The organism is Streptomyces odontotermitis (assembly GCF_050510915.1).
GTDB lineage: Bacteria > Actinomycetota > Actinomycetes > Streptomycetales > Streptomycetaceae > Streptomyces.
Genome location: NZ_JBNJLS010000002.1, coordinates 419,309 through 443,227, shown reverse-complemented (window position 1 = coordinate 443,227; position 23,919 = coordinate 419,309). Strand labels below are relative to the sequence as shown.

General features: G+C 71.2%; 21 protein-coding genes and 1 tRNA gene. 9 read left to right on the top strand and 13 right to left on the bottom strand.

Annotated elements, in window-relative coordinates; all coding sequences use genetic code 11:
• Nucleotides 1–280 precede the first annotated feature (280 nt).
• Entirely contained in the window at nt 281–1,657 is a 1,377-nt protein-coding gene (locus ACQB60_RS08165; protein ID WP_496925150.1) for an MFS transporter, read from the bottom strand.
• A 123-nt stretch (nt 1,658–1,780) separates the two neighbouring features.
• On the opposite strand from ACQB60_RS08165, the gene ACQB60_RS08160 reads away from it, so the two are divergent.
• Complete coding sequence (locus tag ACQB60_RS08160) at nt 1,781–2,365, top strand: TetR family transcriptional regulator (RefSeq protein ID WP_496925149.1); 585 nt, start codon at nt 1,781–1,783, stop codon at nt 2,363–2,365.
• Nucleotides 2,366–2,527: 162 nt separating this feature from the next.
• Here ACQB60_RS08160 and ACQB60_RS08155 read toward each other — a convergent pair whose 3' ends face one another.
• The 5 genes from ACQB60_RS08155 to ACQB60_RS08135 form a co-directional block, all read right to left on the bottom strand.
• The gene (locus ACQB60_RS08155) at nt 2,528–3,916 is read right to left on the bottom strand and encodes an OFA family MFS transporter (protein WP_496925148.1); all 1,389 of its coding nucleotides are present in this window, start codon (nt 3,914–3,916) and stop codon (nt 2,528–2,530) included.
• Nucleotides 3,917–5,302, bottom strand: coding sequence for an OFA family MFS transporter (locus tag ACQB60_RS08150; RefSeq protein WP_496925147.1), 1,386 nt, complete (start codon nt 5,300–5,302; stop codon nt 3,917–3,919).
• A gap of 122 nt (nt 5,303–5,424) precedes the next feature.
• Nucleotides 5,425–7,569, bottom strand: a complete 2,145-nt coding sequence (locus ACQB60_RS08145; RefSeq protein ID WP_496925146.1) for an acetate--CoA ligase family protein — start codon at nt 7,567–7,569, stop codon at nt 5,425–5,427.
• Between the two features lie 4 nt (nt 7,570–7,573).
• Nucleotides 7,574–8,803 carry a formyl-CoA transferase gene (frc, locus tag ACQB60_RS08140; protein WP_496925145.1) on the bottom strand — a complete coding sequence of 410 codons (1,230 nt, stop codon included), beginning with the start codon at nt 8,801–8,803 and terminating at the stop codon, nt 7,574–7,576.
• A gap of 14 nt (nt 8,804–8,817) precedes the next feature.
• Entirely contained in the window at nt 8,818–10,503 is a 1,686-nt protein-coding gene (locus ACQB60_RS08135) for a thiamine pyrophosphate-binding protein (RefSeq protein WP_496925144.1), read from the bottom strand.
• 143 nt (nt 10,504–10,646) lie between these two features.
• Between ACQB60_RS08135 and sucC the strand changes: the two genes are divergently transcribed.
• From sucC to ACQB60_RS08120, 3 genes are all read left to right on the top strand, one after another.
• Nucleotides 10,647–11,777: an ADP-forming succinate--CoA ligase subunit beta gene (gene sucC / locus ACQB60_RS08130; RefSeq protein WP_496925143.1), complete on the top strand. Its 1,131-nt coding sequence runs from the start codon at nt 10,647–10,649 to the stop codon at nt 11,775–11,777.
• A gap of 11 nt (nt 11,778–11,788) precedes the next feature.
• Complete coding sequence (gene sucD, locus ACQB60_RS08125) at nt 11,789–12,670, top strand: succinate--CoA ligase subunit alpha (RefSeq protein WP_496925142.1); 882 nt, start codon at nt 11,789–11,791, stop codon at nt 12,668–12,670.
• A gap of 177 nt (nt 12,671–12,847) precedes the next feature.
• Nucleotides 12,848–14,398 (top strand): aldehyde dehydrogenase family protein, encoded by a 1,551-nt coding sequence (locus tag ACQB60_RS08120; RefSeq protein WP_496925141.1) that lies wholly within the window; start codon nt 12,848–12,850, stop codon nt 14,396–14,398.
• A gap of 30 nt (nt 14,399–14,428) precedes the next feature.
• On the opposite strand, the gene ACQB60_RS08115 is transcribed toward ACQB60_RS08120, so the two are convergent.
• A complete protein-coding gene (locus ACQB60_RS08115) occupies nt 14,429–15,763 on the bottom strand; it encodes a DUF2254 domain-containing protein (RefSeq protein ID WP_496925140.1) in 1,335 nt (444 codons plus the stop codon).
• 151 nt (nt 15,764–15,914) lie between these two features.
• On the opposite strand from ACQB60_RS08115, the gene ACQB60_RS08110 reads away from it, so the two are divergent.
• A tRNA-Leu gene (locus tag ACQB60_RS08110) sits at nt 15,915–16,002 on the top strand.
• A gap of 42 nt (nt 16,003–16,044) precedes the next feature.
• On the opposite strand, the gene ACQB60_RS08105 is transcribed toward ACQB60_RS08110, so the two are convergent.
• Nucleotides 16,045–17,472: an alkaline phosphatase family protein gene (locus ACQB60_RS08105; RefSeq protein ID WP_496925139.1), complete on the bottom strand. Its 1,428-nt coding sequence runs from the start codon at nt 17,470–17,472 to the stop codon at nt 16,045–16,047.
• 307 nt (nt 17,473–17,779) lie between these two features.
• Between ACQB60_RS08105 and ACQB60_RS08100 the strand changes: the two genes are divergently transcribed.
• On the top strand, nt 17,780–18,277 hold the full coding sequence (locus ACQB60_RS08100; protein WP_496925138.1) for a peptidylprolyl isomerase: 498 nt from the start codon (nt 17,780–17,782) through the stop codon (nt 18,275–18,277).
• 119 nt (nt 18,278–18,396) lie between these two features.
• On the opposite strand, the gene ACQB60_RS08095 is transcribed toward ACQB60_RS08100, so the two are convergent.
• On the bottom strand, nt 18,397–18,780 hold the full coding sequence (locus tag ACQB60_RS08095) for a hypothetical protein (RefSeq protein ID WP_496925137.1): 384 nt from the start codon (nt 18,778–18,780) through the stop codon (nt 18,397–18,399).
• Nucleotides 18,781–18,979: 199 nt separating this feature from the next.
• On the opposite strand from ACQB60_RS08095, the gene ACQB60_RS08090 reads away from it, so the two are divergent.
• Both ACQB60_RS08090 and ACQB60_RS08085 read left to right on the top strand, forming a co-directional pair.
• Nucleotides 18,980–19,489, top strand: coding sequence for a cupin domain-containing protein (locus tag ACQB60_RS08090; protein WP_496925136.1), 510 nt, complete (start codon nt 18,980–18,982; stop codon nt 19,487–19,489).
• 91 nt (nt 19,490–19,580) lie between these two features.
• On the top strand, nt 19,581–20,048 hold the full coding sequence (locus tag ACQB60_RS08085) for a DUF6924 domain-containing protein (protein WP_496925641.1): 468 nt from the start codon (nt 19,581–19,583) through the stop codon (nt 20,046–20,048).
• A gap of 20 nt (nt 20,049–20,068) precedes the next feature.
• On the opposite strand, the gene ACQB60_RS08080 is transcribed toward ACQB60_RS08085, so the two are convergent.
• Genes ACQB60_RS08080 through ACQB60_RS08070 form a run of 3 tightly spaced genes read right to left on the bottom strand, consistent with a single transcriptional unit; the run spans nt 20,069 to nt 22,613 of the window.
• Nucleotides 20,069–20,335 (bottom strand): metal-sensitive transcriptional regulator, encoded by a 267-nt coding sequence (locus ACQB60_RS08080; RefSeq protein WP_496925135.1) that lies wholly within the window; start codon nt 20,333–20,335, stop codon nt 20,069–20,071.
• Nucleotides 20,332–20,946, bottom strand: coding sequence for a rhodanese-like domain-containing protein (locus tag ACQB60_RS08075; protein WP_496925134.1), 615 nt, complete (start codon nt 20,944–20,946; stop codon nt 20,332–20,334). Before ACQB60_RS08075 ends, ACQB60_RS08080 begins: the two co-directional genes overlap by 4 nt.
• A 44-nt stretch (nt 20,947–20,990) precedes the next feature.
• Entirely contained in the window at nt 20,991–22,613 is a 1,623-nt protein-coding gene (locus tag ACQB60_RS08070; protein ID WP_496925640.1) for an FAD-dependent oxidoreductase, read from the bottom strand.
• A gap of 157 nt (nt 22,614–22,770) precedes the next feature.
• Here ACQB60_RS08070 and ACQB60_RS08065 point away from each other — a divergent pair, with 157 nt between their 5' ends.
• Complete coding sequence (locus ACQB60_RS08065) at nt 22,771–23,283, top strand: hypothetical protein (protein ID WP_496925133.1); 513 nt, start codon at nt 22,771–22,773, stop codon at nt 23,281–23,283.
• A gap of 8 nt (nt 23,284–23,291) precedes the next feature.
• Here ACQB60_RS08065 and ACQB60_RS08060 read toward each other — a convergent pair whose 3' ends face one another.
• Nucleotides 23,292–23,861 carry a cysteine hydrolase family protein gene (locus ACQB60_RS08060; protein WP_496925132.1) on the bottom strand — a complete coding sequence of 190 codons (570 nt, stop codon included), beginning with the start codon at nt 23,859–23,861 and terminating at the stop codon, nt 23,292–23,294.
• Nucleotides 23,862–23,919: the final 58 nt, after the last annotated feature.

Sequence of the window (23,919 nt, the reverse complement as noted above, 5' to 3'; positions counted from 1 at the left end):
CCGCCCGTCTCGCACCGCGCCGCCCACCCGTCCCGGCGCCCCACGAGGGGCTGTGCCCGCTGGAGTTCGGCAGGAGCGGAGGGGATGAGCGAGGGAGCGGGAGCGGGGGAGGCTGCCCGGCGTCCCCCGGTCCGCTGCACGCCCCTTCACCGCAGGCCGCCGCCTCCCCGCCTTCACCGCGGGTCGGCCCGCCCCGTCCGGATGGCGCCGTCCGACGAGCTCTGCCGCGCCACTTCCGGTTCCGCCGCGCCCCGCCGCGCCGACCCCTGCTCCGGCGGGCTCACGGACTCGGGCGCGGTCGCCGACCGGGACGGGGCCCAGCCCCTGACCCGGTCTCGACCTCGGCCCCTGACCCGGCCCCGGCCTCGACCGCGGCCCCCGGCTCGGCTTCGACCCCCGCCCCCGACCCGCCATCGGCCCCGCACCCGAACTCCTCGCACACCGCCCCTCCCAAGACGCCCGCCCCTCCGGACCCCGCGGTCGGGGCGGACCGCACGGCCCAGCGGACGGCGCCCAGCGCGAGGCCCACCAGTACGGCGGCCACCGCGGGCAGCAGGCCGGGGTCGACGACCACCAGCACACCGCCGAGACCTCCGCCGATCGCGGCTCCGACATAGGCGGAGCTGGAGTGCAGCGCCATCGCCTGGGTGGCGCCCTCGGGCCCGACCCGGTCGACCATCAGGGCCTGGATGGCGGGCGGCACCGCCCAGGCCGCCGCCGACCAGCACATCAGCAGCGCGGCGACGGCGACGAGCGGGACCGGCCGGGCGAGCCACAGCGCGCAGAACGCGGCCATCCCCGCACAGAAAAGGCCGCCCGCCGCGACGAGGGCGCGCATCGACCCGTACCGGTCGACGATCCGCCCCGCGAGGCGCGTCCCGACGAGGCCGCCCGCTCCGGCGAGCACCAGCAGCACCGCGAGCTGCTTGCTGGTCACGGAGGCGAGGTCGGCCAGGAAGGGCGCGAGGTACGTCTGGAAGGCGAGGTTGCCCGCGACGGTCACGACGGTGACGAGGAGGACGACGAGCACGGCGCGCTGCAGGACGGGGCGCAGCAACTCCCGTGCCCCGGCGGCCGGTTCCGCCGCGGTCGGGGTGCGGGGCACGGTCACGAGGGCCAGGAGGAGAGCCACGGCGCCCAGCGCCCCGGCGAAGACGAAGGTGGCCTGCCAGCCGGCCGCGTCACCGATGTACGTACCGGTGGGGACGCCGATCAGGACCGCGCCGGTCAGCCCGGTCATGACCGTGGCGAGATAGCGCCCGCGCCGGTCGGGCGGGGCCGCGGCGGTGGCGGCGGCGAGCGCGGCGGGCAGCACGACGGCCGCGGCGAGCGCGGCGGAGACCCGCAGCGCCATCAGCGCGGGGAAGGCCGTGACGAGCGGGACGACGAGATTGGTCGCGGTGAACACGGCGAGGGCCCCGCAGAGGGCCCGCTTGCGGTCGATCCGCGCGAGGAGCAGCGCCCACGCCGGGGCGGCCAGGGCGTAGACGAGGGAGTAGACGGTGACGAGCTGTCCGGCCGCTCCCTCGCCGACGTGCAGGTCATGGGCGAGGTCGGGGAGGACGCCGATGATGATGAAGTCGTCGGTCTGCACCGCGAAGGCGGCGAGCGTCAACGCGTAGAGCCAGACGGGTGTTTGACGGAAGGGCACACTCACCCCATTAAGGTAACAGATGTTTCCCTAACGTGGAGCGGGTGCCGGTGTGAGACGGTGGCGGCCACACCGGGCCCCCGGAACACCGGAACACCCCGGGACCGCCGAGACAGGAGGACCGACCCCGTGCCCAGACCGGTGAATCCGGACCGCCGCCGCGAGGTGCTCGACGCCGTGATCGGGCACCTCGCCCGCACGGGGATCGGACAGTTCACCCTGCGCGGCATCGCGGCGGCCCTGGGACAGAGCACCCGCGTTCTGACGCACCACTTCGCGGACAAGCAGGAGCTGCTCGTCGCCGTGATGCACCGCCTGGACGAACGGCAGCACGACGCGCTGCGCGCGACGGCGGGCTGGCAGGACCCTGCGGTCCCGGTCAGCGAGGTCGTACGGTCGGCGTGGGAGCGCAACCTCGGGGCGGACGAGCTGGCGATGACCCGCCTGATCCGTGAGATCGAGGGCCTGTCGGCGGCGGACCGGCTGCCGGTGGCGGTACCGGACTTCGTACGGGGCAGGGCGCAGTTCGTGGCGTCGTGCCTGACGCTGCGCGGCGTCCCCGAGGCGAGGGCCCTGGTCACGGCGACGCTCCTGAACGGCGCGTTCGCGGGCCTGCAGGCGGACCATCTGGCGACGGGGGACGAGGAACGGGTTCGCTCGGCGCTGGACGAACTGTGCCGGTGGGTGGACGCGGCGGTGGACGCGGAGAGTTAGGCGACGGGGGCCTGGGTCCCGGGAGAATCGGCCAGGGGCCCCGAGAGGCTGGCCAGGTGCCAAGAGGGGAGCGGAGGAGCAGGGGAGCGAGGGAGCGAGGGAGCGGGCACGCAGAGAGGCCCGGCCCCCCGGCCGGACCCCTCGCGACTCGCGACGCGCCCCCTACGCGACCGCTCCCACCTCCGCCCCCTTCTTCTCGCTCCCCGGCTGCCGCAGCAGCAGCGCGACCGCCGCCGCCAGCATCGATATCCCCCCGGCCAGTGCGTACGCGCCGTTGTAGCCCCAGGCCGCGACCACCATGGAGCCGAGGCCGCCGCCGAAGAGGCCGCTGATGAGCTTGCCGCTGTAGACGAGGCCGTAGTTGGTGGCGTTGTAGTTCTCGCCGAAGTAGTCCGGGGTCAGCGCCGCGAACATCGGGTAGAACGCGCCGCCGCCGAAGCCCGACAGGAACGCGAAGAACAGGAACAGCCACTCACTGTGGAGGTCGCCCGCCCAGATCACGCCGAACTGCGCGAGGCCGAGCACGACGATCACGAAGACCAGGCTGAGCTTGCGGCCCCAGATGTCCGACAGCCAGCCGACGACGGCGCGGCCGACGCCGTTGATGACCGCCATGACGCCCATCGACGAGGCCGCCACCAGGGGCCCGAAGCCGACCTCCTTGGCGAAGTCCACCTGGAAGGAGATGCCGAAGATCGACACCCCGGCCGTGAGGACCAGGCTCAGCCACATCAGCGGCAGCATCCCCGTCCTGATGGCCTCCTTGGGCGTGAACTGCCGTACCGCGGGCGGGTTCTTCGACAGGGACTTGGCGCTCTTGCCCGAGCCGGACTTCTCCATCGGGTCGATGTCGTGCGGCCACCAGTTCTTCGGCGGGTCCCGGAAGAAGAACGCGCAGGCGAGGACCACGACCAGGACGTACACGCCGATCATGTCGAGCACACGGTGGTAGTTCGACGTGTCGAAGGCGTAGTTGAAGATGAAGATGAACGGCAGGGACCCGTACGCGAAGCCGCCGTTGACGAATCCCGTCTTGCCGCCTTTGCGCTCCGGGAACCACTTGCCGACCATGTTGATGCAGGTCGAGTAGACGAGACCGGAGCCCAGGCCGCCGATCACCCCGAACCCCAGGATCGCCAGCCACACATTGCTCAGATGGGACAGCGCGAGGAAGCCGAGCAGGCAGAGGAAGGAGCCGATCGTCATGGCCCGGCGGGCCGACACGATGCCCTTCTCCCGCAGCCAGCCGGCCGGGAACGCGATGCCCGCCTGGAAGAACACCCAGACGCTGAGGATCCAGAAGGTGTTGGACTGCGTCCAGCCGTGGGCGCTGGACAAGGTGTCCTCCGCCGAGCCGTACGCATACTCGGAGACGCTGATGGCCATCATCGCGATCCACGGCAGGTACACCATGAACTTGCGGGAATGGCCGAGGATGTCGCGGTCCGTCTCGCCCACGCGATAGACGCGGCCGTGCTCGTCGGTGATCTCTCGGTACTTCGCGCCGGTGGCCGGCGCCGTACTTCCTGCGGCGATGGGCTCCGCCGTCATTTAGGCCATCTCCTCACCGAGGGGTTGTGGATTGGGTCGTATGCCACGGGACTTGGGCCTGCCGGGCGGGGACAGGAAGAGGGCGATGCAGCCGGCGAAGAACGAGATGCAGCCCGCCAGGGTGAAGGCACCGGAGTGCCCCCACGCGTCGACGACCACGGCGCCCATGCCCGCGCCGAGACCGGAGACGAGCTTGGAGCTGTAGACCATCCCGTAGTTGGACGCGTTGTTGTTCTCGCCGAAGTAGTCCGCGGTGAGTGCCGCGAACATCGGGAAGATGGCGCCGCCGCCGAAGCCGGAGATCGCGGAGAAGATCAGGAACAGGGGCAGGTTCTTGGCCTGTGCCGACCACAGGACGCCGAACTGGGCGGCGCCCAGGATGGCGCAGACGACCAGCAGGCACTGCTTGCGGCCGTAGAGGTCGGAGAGCCAGCCGATGACACCGCGCCCGGTGCCGTTGACGACCGCCTTGAGCGACATCGCCGTGGCCACGATGCCGCCCGCGAAGCCGGCCTCGTCACCGAGGTCGACCTGGAAGGCGATGCCGAAGATGTTCACGCAGGACGTGCAGGCCAGACAGAACCACATCAGTGCCACCCGGCCGGTCTGCCATGCCTCCTTGGGGGTGTACTGCTTGACCGCCGGCGGGTTCTTGCGCAGGGAACGGCGGGCCCGCGGGTCCTTCGGAGGGTTGAGGGGATCGACTTCCTGGGGCCACCAGTTCTTCGGCGGGTCCTTGAAGAAGAAGCCGGCGACGGCGACCGTCGCGGCCAGGAAGAGACCGGCCGAGACCAGCACCCACCGGAAGTTGGTGAGGTCCATGAAGCCGGTGAACAGGAAGACGAACGGCACCGAGCCGTAGGCGAAGCCGCCGTTGACGAAGCCGGTCTTGCCGCCCCGCCGCTCCGGATACCACTTGCCGACCATGTTGACGCAGGTCGCGTACACCATGCCCGCGCCCATGCCGCTGAACATGCCGAAGCCGATGTAGGCCACGATCACGTGCGGCGCGTAGGCCAGCGACAGATAGCCGAGCAGCGTGCCCGCCGCGCCGAGCATCATCGCCCAGCGGGCCGGAAGCCGGCCGCTCTCCCGCAGTCTTCCCGCGGGGAAGGCCACCGCGGCCTGGAAGAACACCCAGACCGTCATCATCCAGAAGATGTGGTCGTTGTTCCAGCTGTGCGCGGTGTGGAGGGTGTCCTCCGCGGACGCGAACGCGTACTCGGCGGAGGAGATCCCCATCATGCCCACCCAGGGCAGGATCACCATCCATTTGCGCTTGCGGCCCATGATGTCGACGTCGCTCTCGCCAACCCGGTACACCCGGCCGTTGGCGTCCGTCACCTCCCTGTGGGGGACGGAACTCGATAGTTCGGTTGTGGTCATGACGGTCGCACCCCTTGCATCGAAAGACTTGGCCAGCGCCCCCTGTCCAAATGGCTTTCGTGTGCGCACGGGTCCTGGACCCGGCCGGCGCGCACCGCCGGCCGGACCCGTCGAAGGTCACCTCATCCATCGCCCCCCAGGAGCCCGGCCGCGCGCGCCCACCGGTACTTGGCGCCGAGCACCGCCACCGGCTTCTCCGTCGTGTACGGGTAGGCGACCACTCCCCGCTCGTACAGGTACTGGCACGCCTCCTCGACCTCGACGTCCCCGGCCAGCGAGGCGACCACGGGCTTCTCGATGCCGCGCTCGCGGAACTCCGCGACCACGCGCGCGGTCAGCTCGGCGAAGACCATGGGCGGCGTGACGATGGTGTGCCAGTAGCCGAGGACGAGCGCGTGGATGCGCGGGTCCTCCAGGCCGAGCCGGATCGTCGCCTCGTACGTGGACGGGGGCTCGCCGCCGGTGATGTCGACGGGGTTGCCCGCGGCCCCGAAGGGCGGGATGAACGTCCGGAAGGAGGCATCCAAGTCGGCCGGAATGTCCATCAGTTGGAGGCCGTTGTCCGTCACCGCGTCCGACAGGAGCACGCCGCTGCCGCCCGCGCCGGTGATGATGACGATGTTGTCGCCCTTCGGAGTGGGCAGGACCGGCAACGCGCGCGCGTACTCCAGCATCTCGGCCAGCCCGGGAGCGCGGATCACCCCGGCCTGGCGCAGCACGTCGTCGTACACGGCGTCGTCGCCCGCGAGGGCCCCCGTGTGCGAGCCCGCGGCCTTCGCGCCCGCCGCCGTGCGCCCCGCCTTGAGGACGACGACCGGCTTCTTCGGCACCGTGGCGCGGGCTGCCTCCACGAAGGCGCGGCCGTCCTTGAGGTCCTCCAAGTGCATGGCGATGCACTGGGTGTGGGGGTCCTCACCGAACCAGGTCAGCAGGTCGTCCTCGTCCAGGTCCGACTTGTTGCCGAGCCCCACGATGGCCGAGACACCCGTCTTCGTGGTGCGCGCGAAGCCGAGGATGGCCATCCCGATGCCGCCGGACTGGCTGGTGAGGGCGACGCCGCCCTTCACGTCGTACGGGGTGCAGAACGTGGCGCACAGGTCCTGCCACGTCGAGTAGTAGCCGTAGATGTTCGGCCCGAGCAGCCTCACCCCATGGCGTTCGCCGATCGCCACGATCTCGTCCTGGAGGGCCTGTTCACCGGTCTCGGCGAACCCCGAGGGGATCAGCACGGCGTTCGGGACGCCCTTGCGGCCGACCTCCTCCAGGGCACTGGCGACGAACTTCGCGGGGATAGCGAAGACCGCCACATCCACCTCACCAGGAACGTCGGTGACACTCTTGTACGCCTTGCGGCCCAGAATGTCATCGGCCTTGGGGTTCACCGGATGGATCTCGCCGGAGAAGCCCCCGTCGATGAGGTTGCGCATGACCGAATTGCCGATCTTGCCCTGCTCGTTGGAGGCGCCGATCACCGCGACCGAGCGGGGCTGCATCAGGCGGCGCATCGACGACAGCATCTCCGCGCGCGTGTAGGTGCGCCGCTGCTTCGGCGCCCCTTCGGAGAGGATGACGCGGATGTCCGCCGCGACCGCCGAACGCTCCGTGGCGATCACGGGGTTGAGGTCGACCTCCGCGATCTCCGGGAAGTCGGTGACGAGTTCGGAGACCCGGCGTATCTGCTCGGCGAGCGCCCACCGGTCCACGGCCGCCCCGCCCCGCACCCCGCGCAGCACCTCGGCCGCCCGGATCGAGTCGAGCATGGCGGACGCCTCGTGGGCGTCGACGGGCGCGAGCCGGAAGGTGACGTCCTTGAGGACCTCGACCAGCACGCCGCCGAGCCCGAAGGCGACGACCTTCCCGAACGTCGGGTCCGTCACCGCCCCGACGATGACCTCCTGGCCCGACGGCAGGAGCTCCTGCACCTGTACGCCTTCTATGCGCGCTTCGGGCGCGTACGCGCGCGCGTTGTCGACGATCTCGTGGAACGCCTCGCGCACCTTCGCGGCGCCCTCCACTCCCACGACGACGCCGCCCGCGTCGGTCTTGTGCAGGATGTCCGGGGAGACGATCTTCATGACGACGGGCCCTTCGAAGCGCGCCGCGTACGCGACCGCCTCGTCGACGTCCGTCGCGAGCTCCTCACCGGGGACGGCGATCCCGTACGCGTCGGCGATCACCTTGCCCTCGGGCGCCGTCAGCGACGTACGCCCCTGGGCGCGCACGGAGTCCAGCAGCTCGCGGACCCGCTTCGCGCGGTCTTCGGCCATCAACTCAGATCACTCCGTTCGACTTGAGCAGGCGCAGCTCCTCGTCGCCGAGGCCGAGCTCGCCGATGAACACCTCTTCGTTGTGCTGGCCGAGAAGGGGCGAACTGACGACGTCCACGGGGGAGTCGGAGAGCTTGAGGGGGGAGCCCACGGTGGTGAAGGTGCCGCGCTGCGGGTGGGGCACCTCGACGACCATCTCGTTCGCGACGAGCGAGGCGTCCTCGATGATCTCCTTGGTGGAGAGGATCGGCCCGCAGGGGATGTTGTGGGCGTTGAGCCGCTCCAGGACCTCCCACTTGGGGAGCGTCGCGGACCACTCCTCGATGAGCTGGAACATCTTGCCCAGCTTCGGCAGGCGGGCCTCCGGGGTGGCCCACTCGGGGTCCTCGGCGAGCTCGGGGCGGCCGATGAGCTCCGTGAGGGGCCGCCAGCCGACGGGCTGCACGATGACGTACACGTAGTCGTTGGGGCCGCCAGGAGCGCACTTGACGGCCCACCCGGGCTGTCCGCCGCCGGAGGCGTTCCCCGACCGGGGCACCTCGACCCCGAAGTCCTCGTTCGGGTACTCGGCGAGCGGCCCGTGGGCGAGGCGCTGCTGGTCGCGGAGCTTGACCCGGCAGAGGTTGAGCACGGCGTGCTGCATCGCGACGTTCACGCGCTGCCCGCGGCCGGTGTTCTCGCGCTGGAAGAGCGCGGCGAGGATCCCGGCCACGGCGTGGATGCCGGTCCCGGAGTCGCCGATCTGCGCGCCGGTGGCGAGCGGCGGACCGTCCTCGAAGCCGGTGGTCGCCATGGAGCCGCCCATGGCCTGGGCGACCACTTCGTACGCCTTGAAGTTGGTGTACGGGCCCTCGCCGAAGCCCTTGATCGAGGCGTAGACGATGCGCGGGTTGATCTCCTGGACGCGGTCCCAGGTGAAGCCCATCCGGTCGACGGCGCCGGGCCCGAAGTTCTCGACCATCACATCGGAGCGGCGGATCAGCTCGGTGAGGAGCTCCTTGCCGCGCTCGGTCTTGGTGTTGAGGGTGATGCTCCGCTTGTTGCAGTTGAGCATCGTGAAGTAGAGCGAGTCGACGTCGGGCAGGTCGCGCAGCTGCTTGCGGGTGATGTCGCCGGAGGGTGCCTCCAGCTTCACCACGTCCGCGCCGAGCCAGGCGAGCAGCTGGGTCGCGGAGGGGCCGGACTGGACGTGCGTCATGTCGAGGACGCGAATGCCCTCAAGAGCCTTGGTCATGGCGGCAGGGCTCCTCACTTGTACATGGTCTGGTTCATGGTTCCGGGGGCGTACGCGTCCGGGTCGACCCACACGTTGATGAGCGAGGGCTTGCCGGACTCGCGGGCGCGCCGGAGCGCGGGGCCGATGTCGGCGGGGTCGCGGACCTCTTCGCCGTAGCCGCCGAGCATCTGGGCGAACTTGTCGTAGTGGACGTCGCCGAGGGTGTTGCCGACGCGCTCGCGCTCCTCGCCGTACTTGGCCTTCTGGCCGTAACGGATCTGGTTCATCGAGGAGTTGTTGCCGACGATCCCGACGAAGGGGAGGTCGTAGCGGACGAGGGTCTCGAAGTCCCACCCGGTGAGGCTGAAGGCGCCGTCTCCGAAGAGGGCGACCACTTCCTTGTCGGGCCGTGCCTGCTTGGCGGCGAGCACGAAGGGGATGCCGACGCCGAGGGTGCCGAGCGGGCCGGGGTCCATCCAGTGGCCGGGCGACTTGGGCTGGACGACCTGCCCGGAGAAGGTGACGATGTCGCCGCCGTCGCCGATGTAGATCGAGTCCTCCGTAAGGAAGTCGTTGATCTCGCTGACGAGGCGGTACGGGTGGATGGGCGAGGCGTCCGAGCGCAGGCTCGGCAACCGCTTCTCGATGGCGATCTGTTCGGCGGCGCGCAGCTCGTCGAGCCACTCCTTGCGGCGGGAGGCACCTCCGTTGATGCGCCCCGACACCGCCTCGGTGACGGAGGTGAGGATCTGCCCGGCGTCACCCACGATCCCGAGGTCGATGTCGCGGTTCTTTCCGACGGTGCGGTAGTCGAGGTCGATCTGGACGACGGTGGCGTCGGGGGAGAGGCGCTTTCCGTAGCCCATCCGGAAGTCGAAGGGCGTGCCGACGATGACGATGAGGTCGGCGTTGGAGAACGCGTAGCGGCGCGAGAGCTGGAAGTGGTGCGGGTCGCCGGGCGGCAGGGTGCCGCGTCCGGCGCCGTTCATGTAGGCGGGCACGTTGACGGTCCGTACGAGTTCCACGGCGGCCTCGGTGGCGCGGGTGGTCCACACCTGGCTGCCCAGAAGAATGGCCGGTTTCTCGGCGTGCACGAGGAGGTCGGCGAGCTTCTCCACGGCCTCGGGGTCGCCCCCGGAGCGGGTGGAGGCGCGGTACTGGCCGGCCTTCGGCACGCGCGCCTTGTCGGCGGGCACCTTGGCGTCCAGGACGTCGCGCGGGATCTCCAGGAAGGAGGGCCCGGGGGCGCCGTGATAGCACTCGCGGAAGGCCATCGACACCATGTCGGCGGCGCGCGCGGTGTCCGGCACGGTCGCGGCGAACTTGGTGATGGGCGCCATCATGTCGACGTGCGGCAGGTCCTGCAGTGAGCCCATCTTGTGCTGCGTGTGGGCGCCTTGGCCGCCGATCAGCAGCATGGGGGACTCGGCGCGGAAGGCGTTGGCGACGCCGGTGACGGCGTCGGTGGTGCCAGGACCGGCGGTGACGACGGCGCAGCCGGGCTTTCCGGTGATGCGTGCGTATCCGTCCGCCGCGTGCGCGGCGACCTGTTCGTGGCGTACGTCGACGACGTCGATGCCCTCGTCGGCGCAGCCGTCGTAGATGTCGATGATGTGGCCGCCGCAGAGCGTGTAGATGACCTCCACGCCCTCCGCTTTGAGTGCCTTGGCGACCAGATGCCCACCGGAAATCAGGTCCTGACTGTTGTCGTCGGGCATGGCGAAGTCCTGTCCCTTCGTAGGGGGTTGGAGCGCTCTCGCAGTACATTGCATACAGTCGACGAATACTGTATGAAGCTTGTTATCCCGCATCCGGTGGGTGGTGTCCAGGGGGCGTGCGGCACTTTCAGTCAGGAGCCGAAATGGACCTGTTCGAACACCAGGCACGGCAACTCTTCGAAGAACACGGCATCTTGGTGCCGAGGGCCGAGGTCACCGACGCGCACAAGGAGGCCCGCGAGATCGCCCGCCGCCTCGGCGGCCGCGTCGTCGTCAAGGCCCAGGTCAAGACCGGCGGCCGCGGCAAGGCCGGCGGAGTCAAGCTCGCCGCCGACCCGGCCGCCGCAGAGATCACAGCGCGCCAGATCCTCGGCATGGACATCAAGGGCCACACCGTGCGCACGGTGATGCTGGCCCAACCCGTCGACATCCAGCGCGAGTTCTACGTCTCCTACGTGCTCGACCGCGCCGCGGGCCGCTTCCTCGCCATCGCCTCCGCCGAGGGCGGCATGGAGATCGAGGAGGTCGCCGCGGCCCGCCCCGAAGCGGTCGCGCGCATCCCCGTCGACCCCGCCGAGGGCGTCACCTCCGCCAGGGCCGCCGAGATCGCCGACGCCGCCGGACTGCCCCCGCAGACGGCCGACGTCCTGGTCCGCCTCTGGGACGTCCTCAAGCGCGAGGACGCCCTCCTCGTCGAGGTCAACCCGCTCGTCCAGACCGCACAGGGCCAGATCCTCGCCCTCGACGGCAAGGTCACCCTCGACGACAACGCCCGCTTCAGGCAGGCACGTTGGGGCGAGCAGGCCGAGCCGCACGAAGAGGAACTGGAGGCCAGGGCGGCCGCCAAGGGCCTCAACTACGTGAAGCTCGACGGCGACGTGGGCATCATCGGCAACGGCGCCGGGCTCGTCATGTCCACCCTCGACGTCGTCGCCGGCTGCGGCGCCCGGCCCGCCAACTTCCTCGACATCGGCGGCGGCGCCTCCGCCCGCGTCATGGCCGACGGCCTCTCCGTCATCCTCTCCGACCCCTGTGTGAAGTCGGTCTTCGTCAACGTCTTCGGCGGGATCACCGCCTGCGACGCGGTCGCCGACGGCATCGTCCAGGCCCTCGACGAGGTGCGCCTCACCAAGCCCCTCGTGGTCCGGCTCGACGGCAACAACTCCGCGCGCGGGCGCGCCATCCTCGACGACCGTGCCCACCCCCTGGTGGAACAGGCCCCCACCATGGACGGCGCCGCCCGCCGCGCCGCCGACCTCGCCAACGCCGCATAAGGAGACGGGACATGGCCATCTACCTCACCAAGGAGAGCAAGGTCCTCGTCCAGGGCATGACCGGGGCCGAGGGCATGAAGCACACCCGCCGCATGCTCGCCGCGGGCACCGACGTCGTCGGCGGCGTCAACCCTCGCAAGGCGGGCCGCACCGTCGACTTCGACGACCGCGCCGTGCCCGTCTTCGGCTCGGTGCGCGAGGCCACGGCCGCGACCGGGGCCGATGTCACCGTGGTGTTCGTGCCCCCGGCGTTCACCTCGTCCGCGGTCGTCGAGGCCGCCGACGCCGGGATCGGCCTCGCCGTCGTCATCACCGAAGGCGTGCCCGTGCACGACGCCGTCGCCTTCCGCGCGTACGCGAGCAGGCGTGGCACCCGCGTCATCGGCCCCAACTGCCCCGGGCTCATCACCCCCGGCCAGTCCAACGCGGGCATCATCCCCGCCGACATCACCAAGCCGGGCCGCATCGGCCTGGTCTCCAAGTCCGGCACCCTCACCTACCAACTCATGTACGAGCTGCGCGACATCGGCTTCTCGACCTGCGTCGGCATCGGCGGCGACCCCGTCATCGGGACGACCCACATCGACTGCCTCGCCGCCTTCGAGGAAGACCCGGAGACCGAGCTCATCATCCTGATAGGGGAGATCGGCGGTGACGCCGAAGAACGGGCCGCGGCCTACATCAAGGAGTCCGTCACCAAGCCCGTCGTCGCCTACATCGCGGGCTTCACCGCCCCCGAGGGCAAGACCATGGGCCACGCCGGCGCCATCGTCTCCGGCTCCTCCGGCACCGCGCGCGCCAAGAAGGAGGCCCTGGAGGCCGTCGGCGTCCGCGTCGGCAACACCCCTTCGGAAGCCGCTCAACTGGTACTCAAGCGCCTCGGGGAAGACTGAGCGACCCCTGCCCGCCGCTCCACGTGACGTCACTCATAGGTGATGTCCCTCCCCTCAACTAGCGTCCCCTACCGACGCGTACGGGAGTCCCCGCCCTCCCGCGGACGGACTCCCGTGCCCGAGCGACCAGAGCCATGCACCCCGCCCCGACTGTGCACCGTGAGCGGAGACACCCGAATGGCACCCACGTCACCCACCCTCACCCTCAAGTCCGGCACCGCCTGGACCGACGCCTGGCAGCGCTGCCTCGCCGTCGCGCCTGAGGCGTTCCAGGACAACCGCGTCCTCAACCTCTGGGCCGGCACCTGGCACGCCGACGGCCGCCCCCTGCCCGCCACCAGCCCCGTCGACGGCCGCCCCATCGCGGGCCCGCCCCGGCTCGACGCCACCGCCGCCCACGCGGCCGTCCGCGCCTCCCTCGACCAGCACCGGGCCTGGCGCCACATCCCGGTGCCCGAACGCCGGGCCCGCGTCGCCGCCACCCTCGACGCCCTCACCCGGCACCGCGAACTCCTCGCCCTCCTCCTCGTCTGGGAGATCGGCAAGCCCTGGCGGCTTGCCCAGGCCGACGTCGACCGGGCCATCGACGGCGTGCGCTGGTACGTCGACGGCATCGACGCCATGGTCGAGGACCGCTCGCCCCTCGACGGCCCGGTGTCCAACATCGCCAGCTGGAACTACCCGATGAGCGTGCTCGTCCACGCCCTGCTGGTGCAGGCCCTCGCGGGCAACGCGGTCATCGCCAAGACCCCCACCGACGGCGGCGTCGCCTGCCTCACCCTGGCCTGCGCGCTCGCCGCCCGCGAGGGGATCCCCGTCACCCTCGTCAGCGGCAGCGGCGGCGAACTCTCCGAAGCCCTCGTCCGCGCCCCCGAGATCGGCTGCGTCTCCTTCGTCGGCGGCCGCGACACCGGCGCCGCCGTCGCCACGGCCGTCGCCGACCTCGGCAAGCGCCACATCCTCGAACAGGAGGGCCTCAACACCTGGGGCATCTGGAACTACAGCGACTGGGACGAGCTCACCGCCGTCGTCCCCAAGCTCTTCGACTACGGCAAGCAGCGCTGCACCGCCTACCCGCGCTTCGTCGTCCAGCGCGCCCTCTTCGACGAGTTCCTCGCCGCGTACCTGCCCGCCGTCCGCACCGTCCGCGTCGGCCACCCCCTCGCGGTCGGGCACCCCGAAGATCCGTACCCCGAGCTCGACTTCGGGCCCCTCATCAACGCGGCCAAGGCCAAGGAGCTCACCGACCAGGTCAGCGAGGCCGTCGACCGCGGCGCCGTGCCCCTGTACCGCGCCACCGCGTCGGCCGACCGCTTCCTGCCCGGCCAGGACACCGCCGCGTACGTCCAGCCGGTCACCCTCCTCAACCCGCCGCCGTCCTCGCCCCTCCACCACGCGGAGCCCTTCGGCCCGGTCGACACCATCGTCCTGGTCGACACCGAGGCGGAGCTCCTCGCCGCCATGAACGCGTCCAACGGCGCCCTCGTCAGCACCCTCTCCACCGACGACCCGGCCACCTTCGACCGCCTCGCACCCCAGATCCGCGCCTTCAAGACCGGCCGCGGCAAGCCCCGCTCGCGCGGCGACCGCGAGGAGCTCTTCGGCGGCTTCGGCGCGTCCTGGCGCGGCGCCTTCGTCGGCGGCGAGCTCCTGGTGCGCGCCGTCACCCAGGGCGCGGCGGGGGAGCGGCCACCGGGCAACTTCCCGAGCTACCACCTGATGGCCTGACCTTCACGGCCCGACCGGCGCGTCCGTCGGCTAGCCGATGCCCTGCCGGTCGGGCAGCAGCGCGAACGCACGGTCCGCGGCCTCCGGGACCGTGCGTTCGACGGCCTGCGCCAACAGCTCCCGATGCCGTACGAGCGGTGCCCTGCGCTCCTGCGGCGCCAGCAACAGCAGATCGTCGAGCCCGGCCAGCATCCGCCGGGTGACCTGCGGACTGCCGACCGCGCACCCCCGGATCTCCGCGAACCCCAGATCCACGAGCTCGGTCCACCCCGGCACCGGCTGCACGAGCCGCACCACCCCCTGCCGGTCCCGGTGCGGCAGCGCCCCCAGCGGATACGGCGCGAGGGAGGCGAGGAACTGCACGATGCGGTCAAGGGCCTGCACGGCGGTGGTCGGGTCGTTCACCGCGGGAGAAAGCGCCCGCAGGGCGATGTCCGAAAGCTGCCGCAGCCCGAACCCCAGATCCTGATGGAAGGTCCGCTCCACCCCCACGGACACCGAGTAACGCAGCGCCCGGACGGACGGGGCGGCCCCGCCGTGCACCGTGAACACCGGCGTCCCCGGCACCACGAAGTCCCCGATCCGCGGCAGCAGCCGCAGCACCACCCCGCGCCGCCGCGCGGCCTGCACCAGGCGCGCGATGTTCACGTCCCGCAGCACCCCGGCCCGCCCCTGGTGCGTGATCCGCCCCGTCTCCGGCCCGAGCTCCGCGCCGTCGTCCGCGCGCTCCAAGGGCTGCTTCACGGCGACCCGGGCCGCCTCCCGGGCGATCCGGTCGATCACGAACCCCACCCGCATCATCCGCAGCGTCCCGTTCACGTACGCCACAAACAGCAGCAGACTCAGCAGCACCAGGGCCACCGCGAGGATCCCCTCGACCAGCGGCACGTTCGAGACGAGCTTCGGGTCCTTCTCGCTGTCGAACGACGTGAGCGTCATCAGGGAGAACAGGAAGGTGGCGAGGAAGACGGTCAGCGTGCTCTTCGTGATCCGCGACCGGACGAAGATCCGCACCACCCGCGGGCTGAACTGTCCGCTGGCCATCTGCACGGCCACCAGGGAGATGCTGAAGACCACACCGATGAAGGTCATCATCGCCGAGCCGATGGTGCTGATGACCGTCTTGGTGTCCTCGGAGACCCCGATGAGCGTCTTCACGCTCTCGTAGTCCTCGCTGTCCTGCAGCACCCGCACGATCTCGGCGTCGACGCCCTCGGCGACCCACCACAGCAGCAGGGCGCCCACGAGCCCTGCGGTCGGCGCGAACCACATGGTGTCCCGCAGATGCTCCCGCAGCGGCGACAGCATCCGCGGCCTGCGCACCTTGACGTCACCCAGCGATCCGGTAAGCAACCCGTCACTCATGGTGAGACTGTAGGCCGGTCTCCCGCGCCCGCCCCGGAGCCGTCGCCGGGCGCCGGGATACGCAGGTGAAAGGCACTCCGAAAGCTTGGTATTGTTGTCCATGTCGCCGCGGGGAACACCGCAGGGAAGACCCGGCGGAGACACACACCTAGTCCGGGTGGCGGAATGGCAGACGCGCTAGCTTGAGGTGCTAGTGCCCTTTATCGGGCGTGGGGGTTCAAGTCCCCCCTCGGACACCAGCAAGAAGGCCCCTCTTGAGGGGCCTTCTTCGTGTTCGGGGCTCAGCGGCGTCTGCGGCCGCCCGGCTCCTGGCGGGGGCGGTGCTGGCCGGGGCCCGGGAACGTGGGCTTCGGGAGGTGCGCGACCTCCCACTCCGCCTCCTCCAGCTCTTCCTCCGTGTCGTCGGGGAGCCAGGGCGGGCGGTGCGCGGGGGAGCCGAAGCCGAAGGCCGAGGTGAGGTCGCCGAAGGTGTCCCGGCGCCAGTCGCTGATGTTCGGTTCCTCTATGCCGGTCCAGCGCTCCAGGAACTGGAGTACCGAGGTGTGGTCGAAGGGCTCCCCGGACGCCCAGCCGCCCACCGTCCATGGCGAGACGATCAGGCACGGGACGCGGTAGCCGCCGCCTATGGGGAGGCCGCGCACGAACTCGTCCGGGGTGCCGGACGGCGGGGACGGTGGGGGCACGTGGTCGAACAGGCCGTCGTTCTCGTCGTAGTTGAGGATGAAGGCCGTCTTGCGCCACACCTTCGGGTTGTCGGCGATGGCCTCGATCTTCTTCGCCACGTAGTCGGCGCCCGCGGCCGGGAGGTAGGCCGGGTGCTCGGACTGGTAGCTGGTCGGGATGATCCAGGAGACCGCCGGGAGCCGGTCGCTGCGGGCGTCGTCCTCGAAGGTGCCCGCGGGGCGGCGGCGCATGCCGCGCTCGTAGAGCGGGCTGCCGGGCTGCGCGTCCCGGAACTGCTGGAACTCCTCCAGCAGATTGCACTCGTAGTTGTCCTCCTCCTGGTACACCTGCCAGCTGATGCCCGCCTGCTGCAGGCGCTCCGCGTACGTCGTCCAGCGGTAGGGCTTCGGTGCTGTGTTGTTGATCACCGGGCCGCCGAGCGTGCCGCTCGGGTCGATGGTCCCCGTCATCCAGTACAGGCGGTTCGGCCAGGTCGGGCCGAGGACCGAGCAGAAGTAGTTGTCGCAGAGGGTGAAGGCGTCCGCGAGGGCGTACTGGAAGGGGATGTCCGCGCGGGTGTGGTAGCCCATCACGTACGGGCCGTTGACGCCGTCCGCCGCTCGGTGCGCGGGCAGCCAGCGGTCCATCTTGCCGCCGTTCAGCGCCTCGTGCTGGACGCGCCAGGCGTGGCTGGTGGAGGGGATGGCCTGGGCGCTGGTGCGGTGGGTGTTGAGGCGGAACGGCAGCAGGTAGCCGTCGGGGTGCTCCGTGTCCGGCTGGTAGAACACCGGGCGGCCGTCGGGGAGCTCCAGGGCGTCGGGGTCGGAGAAGCCCCGTACGCCGCGCAGGGTGCCGAAGTAGTGGTCGAAGGAGCGGTTCTCCTGCATGAGCAGGACGACGTGCTCGATGTCGTGCAGCGAGCCGTGCCGTGGCCGGCCGGCCGCCACCGCCTTCTGGACGCTGGGCGGCAGCAGGGAGAGCGTGGCGGCACCGCCGATCGCGCCGGCGGTGCTGCCGAGGAGTCTGCGTCGGGTCATGTCGGGCACGGGTGCCCCCTCCCTGGGTCCGATGGGCCCGATGTGGGCCGCACCGACTGTCGCGGCGGGGGCGGCCGACGGGTAGGAGGGGGTGCGTGCAGGGGCCCTCAATTGTCCGTGAACAGACGAGAGTTGACCTGATGGTGGGGCCTGGCGTCCGTGTCGTACGGGCCGGGTGGTGCAGGGGCGGATACGGCGGTCGGCGGAGCGGAGGCGGCGGCGGGGCGCCCCGTCCCACGGGCCCCTCGCGACGCGCCCCGGCGCCGGAGCCGGGGCCTCTGTGACCTGGGCGCGAGCATCATGGAGAATCGGGGGCATGAGTGAAAACGTCTACTTCAACGTGTCCGCCAACGGCGAGAGCCTCGGCCGCATCGTCTTCCGCCTGTACGACGACGTCGTGCCGAAGACGGCCCGCAACTTCCGCGAGCTGGCCACCGGCCAGAACGGCTTCGGCTACAAGGGCTCGCCCTTCCACCGCGTCATCCCCGAGTTCATGCTGCAGGGCGGTGACTTCACCAACGGCAACGGCACCGGCGGCAAGAGCATCTACGGCGAGACCTTCGCCGACGAGAACTTCCAGCTCAAGCACGACCGTCCGTTCCTGCTGAGCATGGCCAACGCGGGCCCGGCCACCAACGGCTCGCAGTTCTTCGTCACGACCGTCGTGACGCCGTGGCTCGACGGCAAGCACGTCGTGTTCGGCGAGGTCGTCGAGGGCGAGGACGTCGTCAAGGCGATCGAGAAGCTGGGCAGCCGGTCGGGCTCCACGGCCAAGAAGATCGTCATCGACGACAGCGGGGTCGTCGCCGCCTGATCGGTGACCCTTTCCGGCTGGGCCGGTCGTCCGGGTGCGTCCCGGCCGACCGGCCAGGAGCCGCCGACCGCGCGGAGCCGGCCGCGCGGCCTCCCAGGGCCTGACCCGCCGGACAGGTCCTAGGCGTCGCAGAACGTGCTCTTGACCGACTGCACGATCAGATCGGCCTGCTCGTACGTCACCCCGAACCTGCGGGTCGCGTAGCTCCGGCCCGCGACGTCCCCCGCGTCGGCCTCGATGCCTCTGATCTTCAGGCAGACCTGTCGGGCGCCCTCGACGGCCTGCCCCTCGTCGGCGACGATTCTCGGGTCCACTGCCTCGAGGTCGTGCAGCAGCATCTCCTGCTGATCGGTGTCCGGGGACGGCACGGCCCGGGGTGCCCCACCGGTGACCACGGTGGAGCCGCCCTCGTCCTCGGGGGCTCCTTCCTCGCCCGAGCCCGAGCCCGAGCACGCGGTGAGTGCGACGGCAGCCGCCACCACGCACAGGAGCGTGGCGCTCATGCGCCGCATGCTTCTCCCCGTCTCCTTGCTCCCCATCCCCTGACTCCCCCTCGCTTCTCTTCTCTTCGCTTCTCTCAACTCCGGTGAATTGCCCAGTGATTCACCGTGAAAGTGGCCCATGGGCAGGGGCCGCCCTGCGCCTACGGTCGAGATCATGATGAGAGCGCAGCCCGCTGAAGCGGGTACTGGTGTCCGAACCGTGACCAGACGTGGAATCGGCGCGATCGGTACGTGGACCGCTGCCGTGTTCTTGGTGGCCGGTGTGGTGGGCGCGGTCGCCGGGTGCGGGGGTGAGGAAGGGAGTGGATCCGGTGCCGCCAGGCCCGCGGGCTCCGCGGCGGAGTCCGCCACGTCGAAGCCCCCGGCGCCGCTGGTCCAGCAGGCCCTCCCGAACGTGAAGGGCAAGACGTTCACCTCGCGGATCGTGGAGTTCCCGCCCGGCGGCGGCGCCCCGGCGCACCGGCACGGGAAGGCGTTCGTCTACGCCTACGTCCTCGACGGCACCGTGCGCAGCAGACTCGAGGGCGAGCCTGCGCACACGTACCGCCGGGGACAGACCTGGACCGAGCAGCCGGGGGCGCACCACGTGACCACGCAGAACGTCAGCCGCACGAAGCGGGCGAGGCTGCTGGTCGTCTTCGTCTCCGATACGGGGGACGAGCTGAAGGTGGACGACCCGGTGGGGAAGGCGAAGGAGGAACGGCCCTGAGGGGAGCGGGGCGCGGGTGCGGGAACTGGTTGACGAAGCGGGCTTTTTGGCCTGTCGGGGGCGGGAGTTGCCGTAAGGTCCCCGGGTGAACATGCTGCCCCGCACCGCCGAAACCCTGGTCCTTCGCACCGACTTCTCGCGTCCAGCGGCCTGGAACGCGGTCCGCTCCGTGACAGCGACTCCCAGCGCCGACGGCTTCCTGCCCGGAGTGGAGTTCCTCGACGATCCGGGCTATCGGGACCTGACCGTGGCGGAGCTCCTCGCACTCGTGCCCGAGGAACCCGGGGACGACCCTGAGGGAGACGGTGACGGGGACGGTGAGAGGGGCGGGGTGCGGCACGGGTACGCGCACCCCATCCTCGTCGTGGCCGACACCGTCGCCCTCGCCTCCGGTGAACTGCCCCTGCTCGTCGTCGACTTGTGGGAGGAGCGCGGGCGCACCGTCCGCGTCGTCGCCACCGAACTGTGGGGCATCGAGAACAATCTGTCCCTCGCGAACATGGACTTCTTCGAGTTCGCCGAGTCCGCCGATGAGGACGGTGTCTTCCGGGGTTTCTGAGCGCCGCGCGGCGTCCGGGCTCACGCCAGTGACAGGAACAGCTTCTCCAGTTCCTCCTCGGTCAGCGGGGGCTGTTCGCCGTCCGTCGCGTTCATGCAGTCCCGCATGCCCGAGGCGATGATCTTGAAGCCCGCGCGGTCCAACGCCCGTGACACCGCCGCGAGTTGCGTGACCACGTCCTTGCAGTCGCGGCCCGCCTCGATCATCGCGATCACCCCGGCCAGCTGGCCCTGCGCGCGGCGCAGTCGCTTGAGGACCGCGTCCATGGCCTCCTCGTTGCCGGTCATGAGCGCAGGGCGGCGCGGGCGGTGTCCAGGGCGCCGGGCTCGGGGCGGTTGAAGGGGAGCTTGCCGAGGAGCGCCGCCATGCCGCAGGTGTTGCTCACGCCCGAGTAGACCAGGCCGGACGCGACCCCGGCGGCCAGCAGGCGGCCCTTCGGGGTGCGGCTGCCGAGGGCGAGGCCCAGCAGGACCAGGGAGCCCGCGGTGAAGCGGACCTGGCGGTCCATCGCCCAGGCGGCGCGGCCGGGGCGGGGTGCCGTGTCGACGGCGAGTCCCTCGGCGGTCCACGCCTGCGTGCCGCCCGCCAGTCCGACGGCCGCCACGCCCGCCTCCGCCAGCTTCGCGCAGGCCGCAGCCGAGCGCTGGCCGGCCGCGCAGACCACGACGATGCCTCGGTGCTCGGCCGCCGCCCGCAGGTCGGGGAGGAGGTCGTCGAGGTGGTCGGCGGGCACGTTGACCGCGCCGGGGACGTGCCCGGCGGCGTACTCGGCGGGGGTGCGCACATCGACGACGAGGGTGCCGTCGGCCGGGCGGGCCTTCAGCTCCGCCGGGGCGAGGGTCGTGGTGTTCGCCGGGTTCTTGGTGGTTTTGGTGGTCCTGGTGTTTGTGGTGCTCATCGTGTTTCTGGGGCTCCAGACATGTGGTGGTGGTGTGCTTCCGGTTACGCCGCCTGCGTGGCCGCCCACGTCGCGTACCCGCCGTCCAGGTTCGCCGCGTCGCGGCCCATCCCGGCCAGCAGGCGCAGCGCCGTGTGGCCGCGCAGACCGACCTGGCAGTGGACGACCAGGTCGCCGTCCGGCAGCTCGGTGGCGCGCTCGCGCAGTTCGTCGAGGGGGATGTTCACGGCGCCCGGGATCGCGCCCCGGGCGTGCTCGGTGGGCGTGCGGACGTCGACGACGGTCGCGCCCGCGTCCCGTACCGCCGCCAGCTCGTGCCACTGGACGGTGCGGTCCGTGCCGGTGGCGATGTTCTCGGCGATCATCCCGGCCATGTTGACGGGGTCCTTCGCCGAGCCGTAAGGGGGTGCGTAGGCGAGCTCCAGATCGGCCAGGTCGGGGGCGGTGAGGCCGCCCGCGATGGCGGTCGCGAGGACGTCGATGCGCTTGTCCGCGCCGTCGGCGCCGACCGCCTGCGCGCCCAGGATGCGGAGGTCGGTGGGGTCGTAGAGGACCTTCAGGGCGATCGGGGAGGCGCCGGGGTAGTAGCCCGCGTGCGAGCCGGGGTGGAGGTGGACCGCCTGGTAGGGGCGGCCCGCGGCGCGCAGCCGCTTCTCGTTCCAGCCGGTCGCCGCGGCCGTGAGCCCGAAGACCCGGACCACCGCCGTGCCGGTGGCGGGCCGGGCCGTCACCGGGCGGCCGGCGATCGCGTCGGCGACCAGGCGGCCGTGCCGGTTGGCGAGGTTCGCCAGCGGGACGAGGGTGCTCTCGCCGCTCAGCCCGTCGCGCTTCTCCGCCGCGTCGCCCACCGCGTAGACGGCGGGGTCGCTGGTGCGGCCCGTCTCGTCCACGGCGATGCCGCCGCGCGGGCCGATCGTGAGTCCGGCGGCGCGGGCGAGGTCCACGTCCGGGCGCACCCCGATCGCCATGAGGACGAGGTCGGCGGGCACGGCCCGGCCGTCGTCCAGCAGGACCTCGCCGTCGCGGACCTCCTTGAGCTGGGTGCCGAGGGCGAGCCGGACGCCGCCCGCGCGGAGCTCGGCGGCGAGCGGGGCCGCCAGCTCCCGGTCGAGCGGGGGAAGGACCTGGTCGGCGAGTTCCACGAGGGTCACGTCCAGGCCGCGGTGGCGGAGGTTCTCCGCGGCCTCCACGCCGATGAAACCGGCGCCGACGACGACGGCCGTGCGCGCGCCCCCGTCCAGCTCGGCCGCGATCCGGTCGGTGTCCGAGACGTCCCGCAGGGTGAACGCCCGCTCCACGCCCGGAAGTCGGGGTACGAAGGGCCGGGCTCCCGGGCTCAGGACGAGACGGTCGTACGTCTCCGTGTACTCCTCGCCGGTCGTCAGGTCCCGCACCCGTACCGTCCGCGCGGCCGGGTCCACGGCGGCGGCCTCGTGGCGGACGCGCACGTCGAGCCGGAAGCGGGCGCGCAGGGCCTCGGGGGTCTGCACGAGCAGGGCGTCCCGCTCCTCGATGACCCCGCCCAGGTAGTACGGCAGTCCGCAGTTGGCGTAGCTGACGTGGGCGCCGCGCTCCAGCACGACGATCTCCGCCTGCTCGTCCAGCCTGCGCAGCCGCGTGGCCGCGGACATGCCGCCCGCCACACCTCCGATGACCACGACCTTCACGGGTGCCTCCTGGCTCACTTGGATCGACTCTATACCCCCGAGGGTATCAGCTATACCCAGGGGGGTATCAAATCGGGCATTCGCCTTCCTTGACTCGTGCTCGCCGTACGTACAGTTGCCCTTTCACATTCCCGCACCCTCATGGCAGGAGCTTCTTGTGCGCATACGTAAGCCGTCGGTGTCCGTGTCGGTCTCGGCGGGACTTGCGGCCGTGGTCTGCCTGGCCGTGTCCGCCCCGGCGTACGCGGCGGAAGTGACCGTGACGGAGGGGCAGGTGAAGGAGGCCGGTCCGCACGGGACCATCCGGTATCCCAGCGTGACCAGCTGTCTGACCGTCACGGTCCGGCTGAGCGGGGGCGGCCTGGTCGGTGCGCACGCGAGTCTGTTCCAGGTGCCGGGTGAGCTGCGCTCGGACCAGATCCTGAGCCGTGAGAAGAACGTGGTCGGTGCGCGTCCGGTCGCCGCGGTGGAGGTCAGGGGAGCGGTCGGCGCCTGGCACCCGAGCTACTTCACCAAGGCGATCGAGAGTTATGGGGAGGGCGAGGAGGTCCCCGTCCCCAAGGGCCATGACGCCGCCGGGATCGCGGGTGCGGTGGCGAAGGGGCTCGGCGTGCCCGAGGGCCGCGTCTCGGTGCAGGACGTGCCGGACGGGGACCAGGTCGTCGGCTAGCGAGCCGGTCAGAGGGCCTTGATCCAGTCGTCGACCGAGACGACGTCCGCCCACTGCGGGAACAGCTGCTCCGTGAGGAAGCGGTGCGTCCCGGGGTCGAGGTCGAGACAGCCGTCCTCCAGGACCGTGAGGCCGAGATCCAGGTCGTTGGCCTGGCACACGGTGTGCAGCACCACGCCGCTGGTGGCGATGCCCGCGAGGACGAGGCTGTCGACGCCGTGCGTTCTGAGGACCAGGTCCAGGTCGCTGCCCGAGAACGCGCTGCCGCGCCTCTTGGCCACCACGGTGTCGCCCTCCTGCGGCGCGATCGCGTCGTGGACCGCGGTGCCGGGCTCGCCCGCCTTGAAGAGCCCGGCCCGCAGCGCCGAGGTGAGCCCCTGGTGGCGCGGGCTGACGCGGCTGTCCTGGCGCAGCTCGATGACCACGTAGATCACGGGTATGCGGTGGGCGCGGGCCGCGTCGATCGCCCGGCGCAGGCGCGGCAGAAGACCGGGGTCCGCGCCGGGGCTGCCGTCCGCGATGCTCACGATGTCGCGCTGCACGTCCATGACGAGGAGCGCGCTGTTCGCCGTGGTCATCTTCTCTGTCCCTTCGCCGGCGGGTGTGCGGGTCTGTGGGACATCTTGATCACTTTTC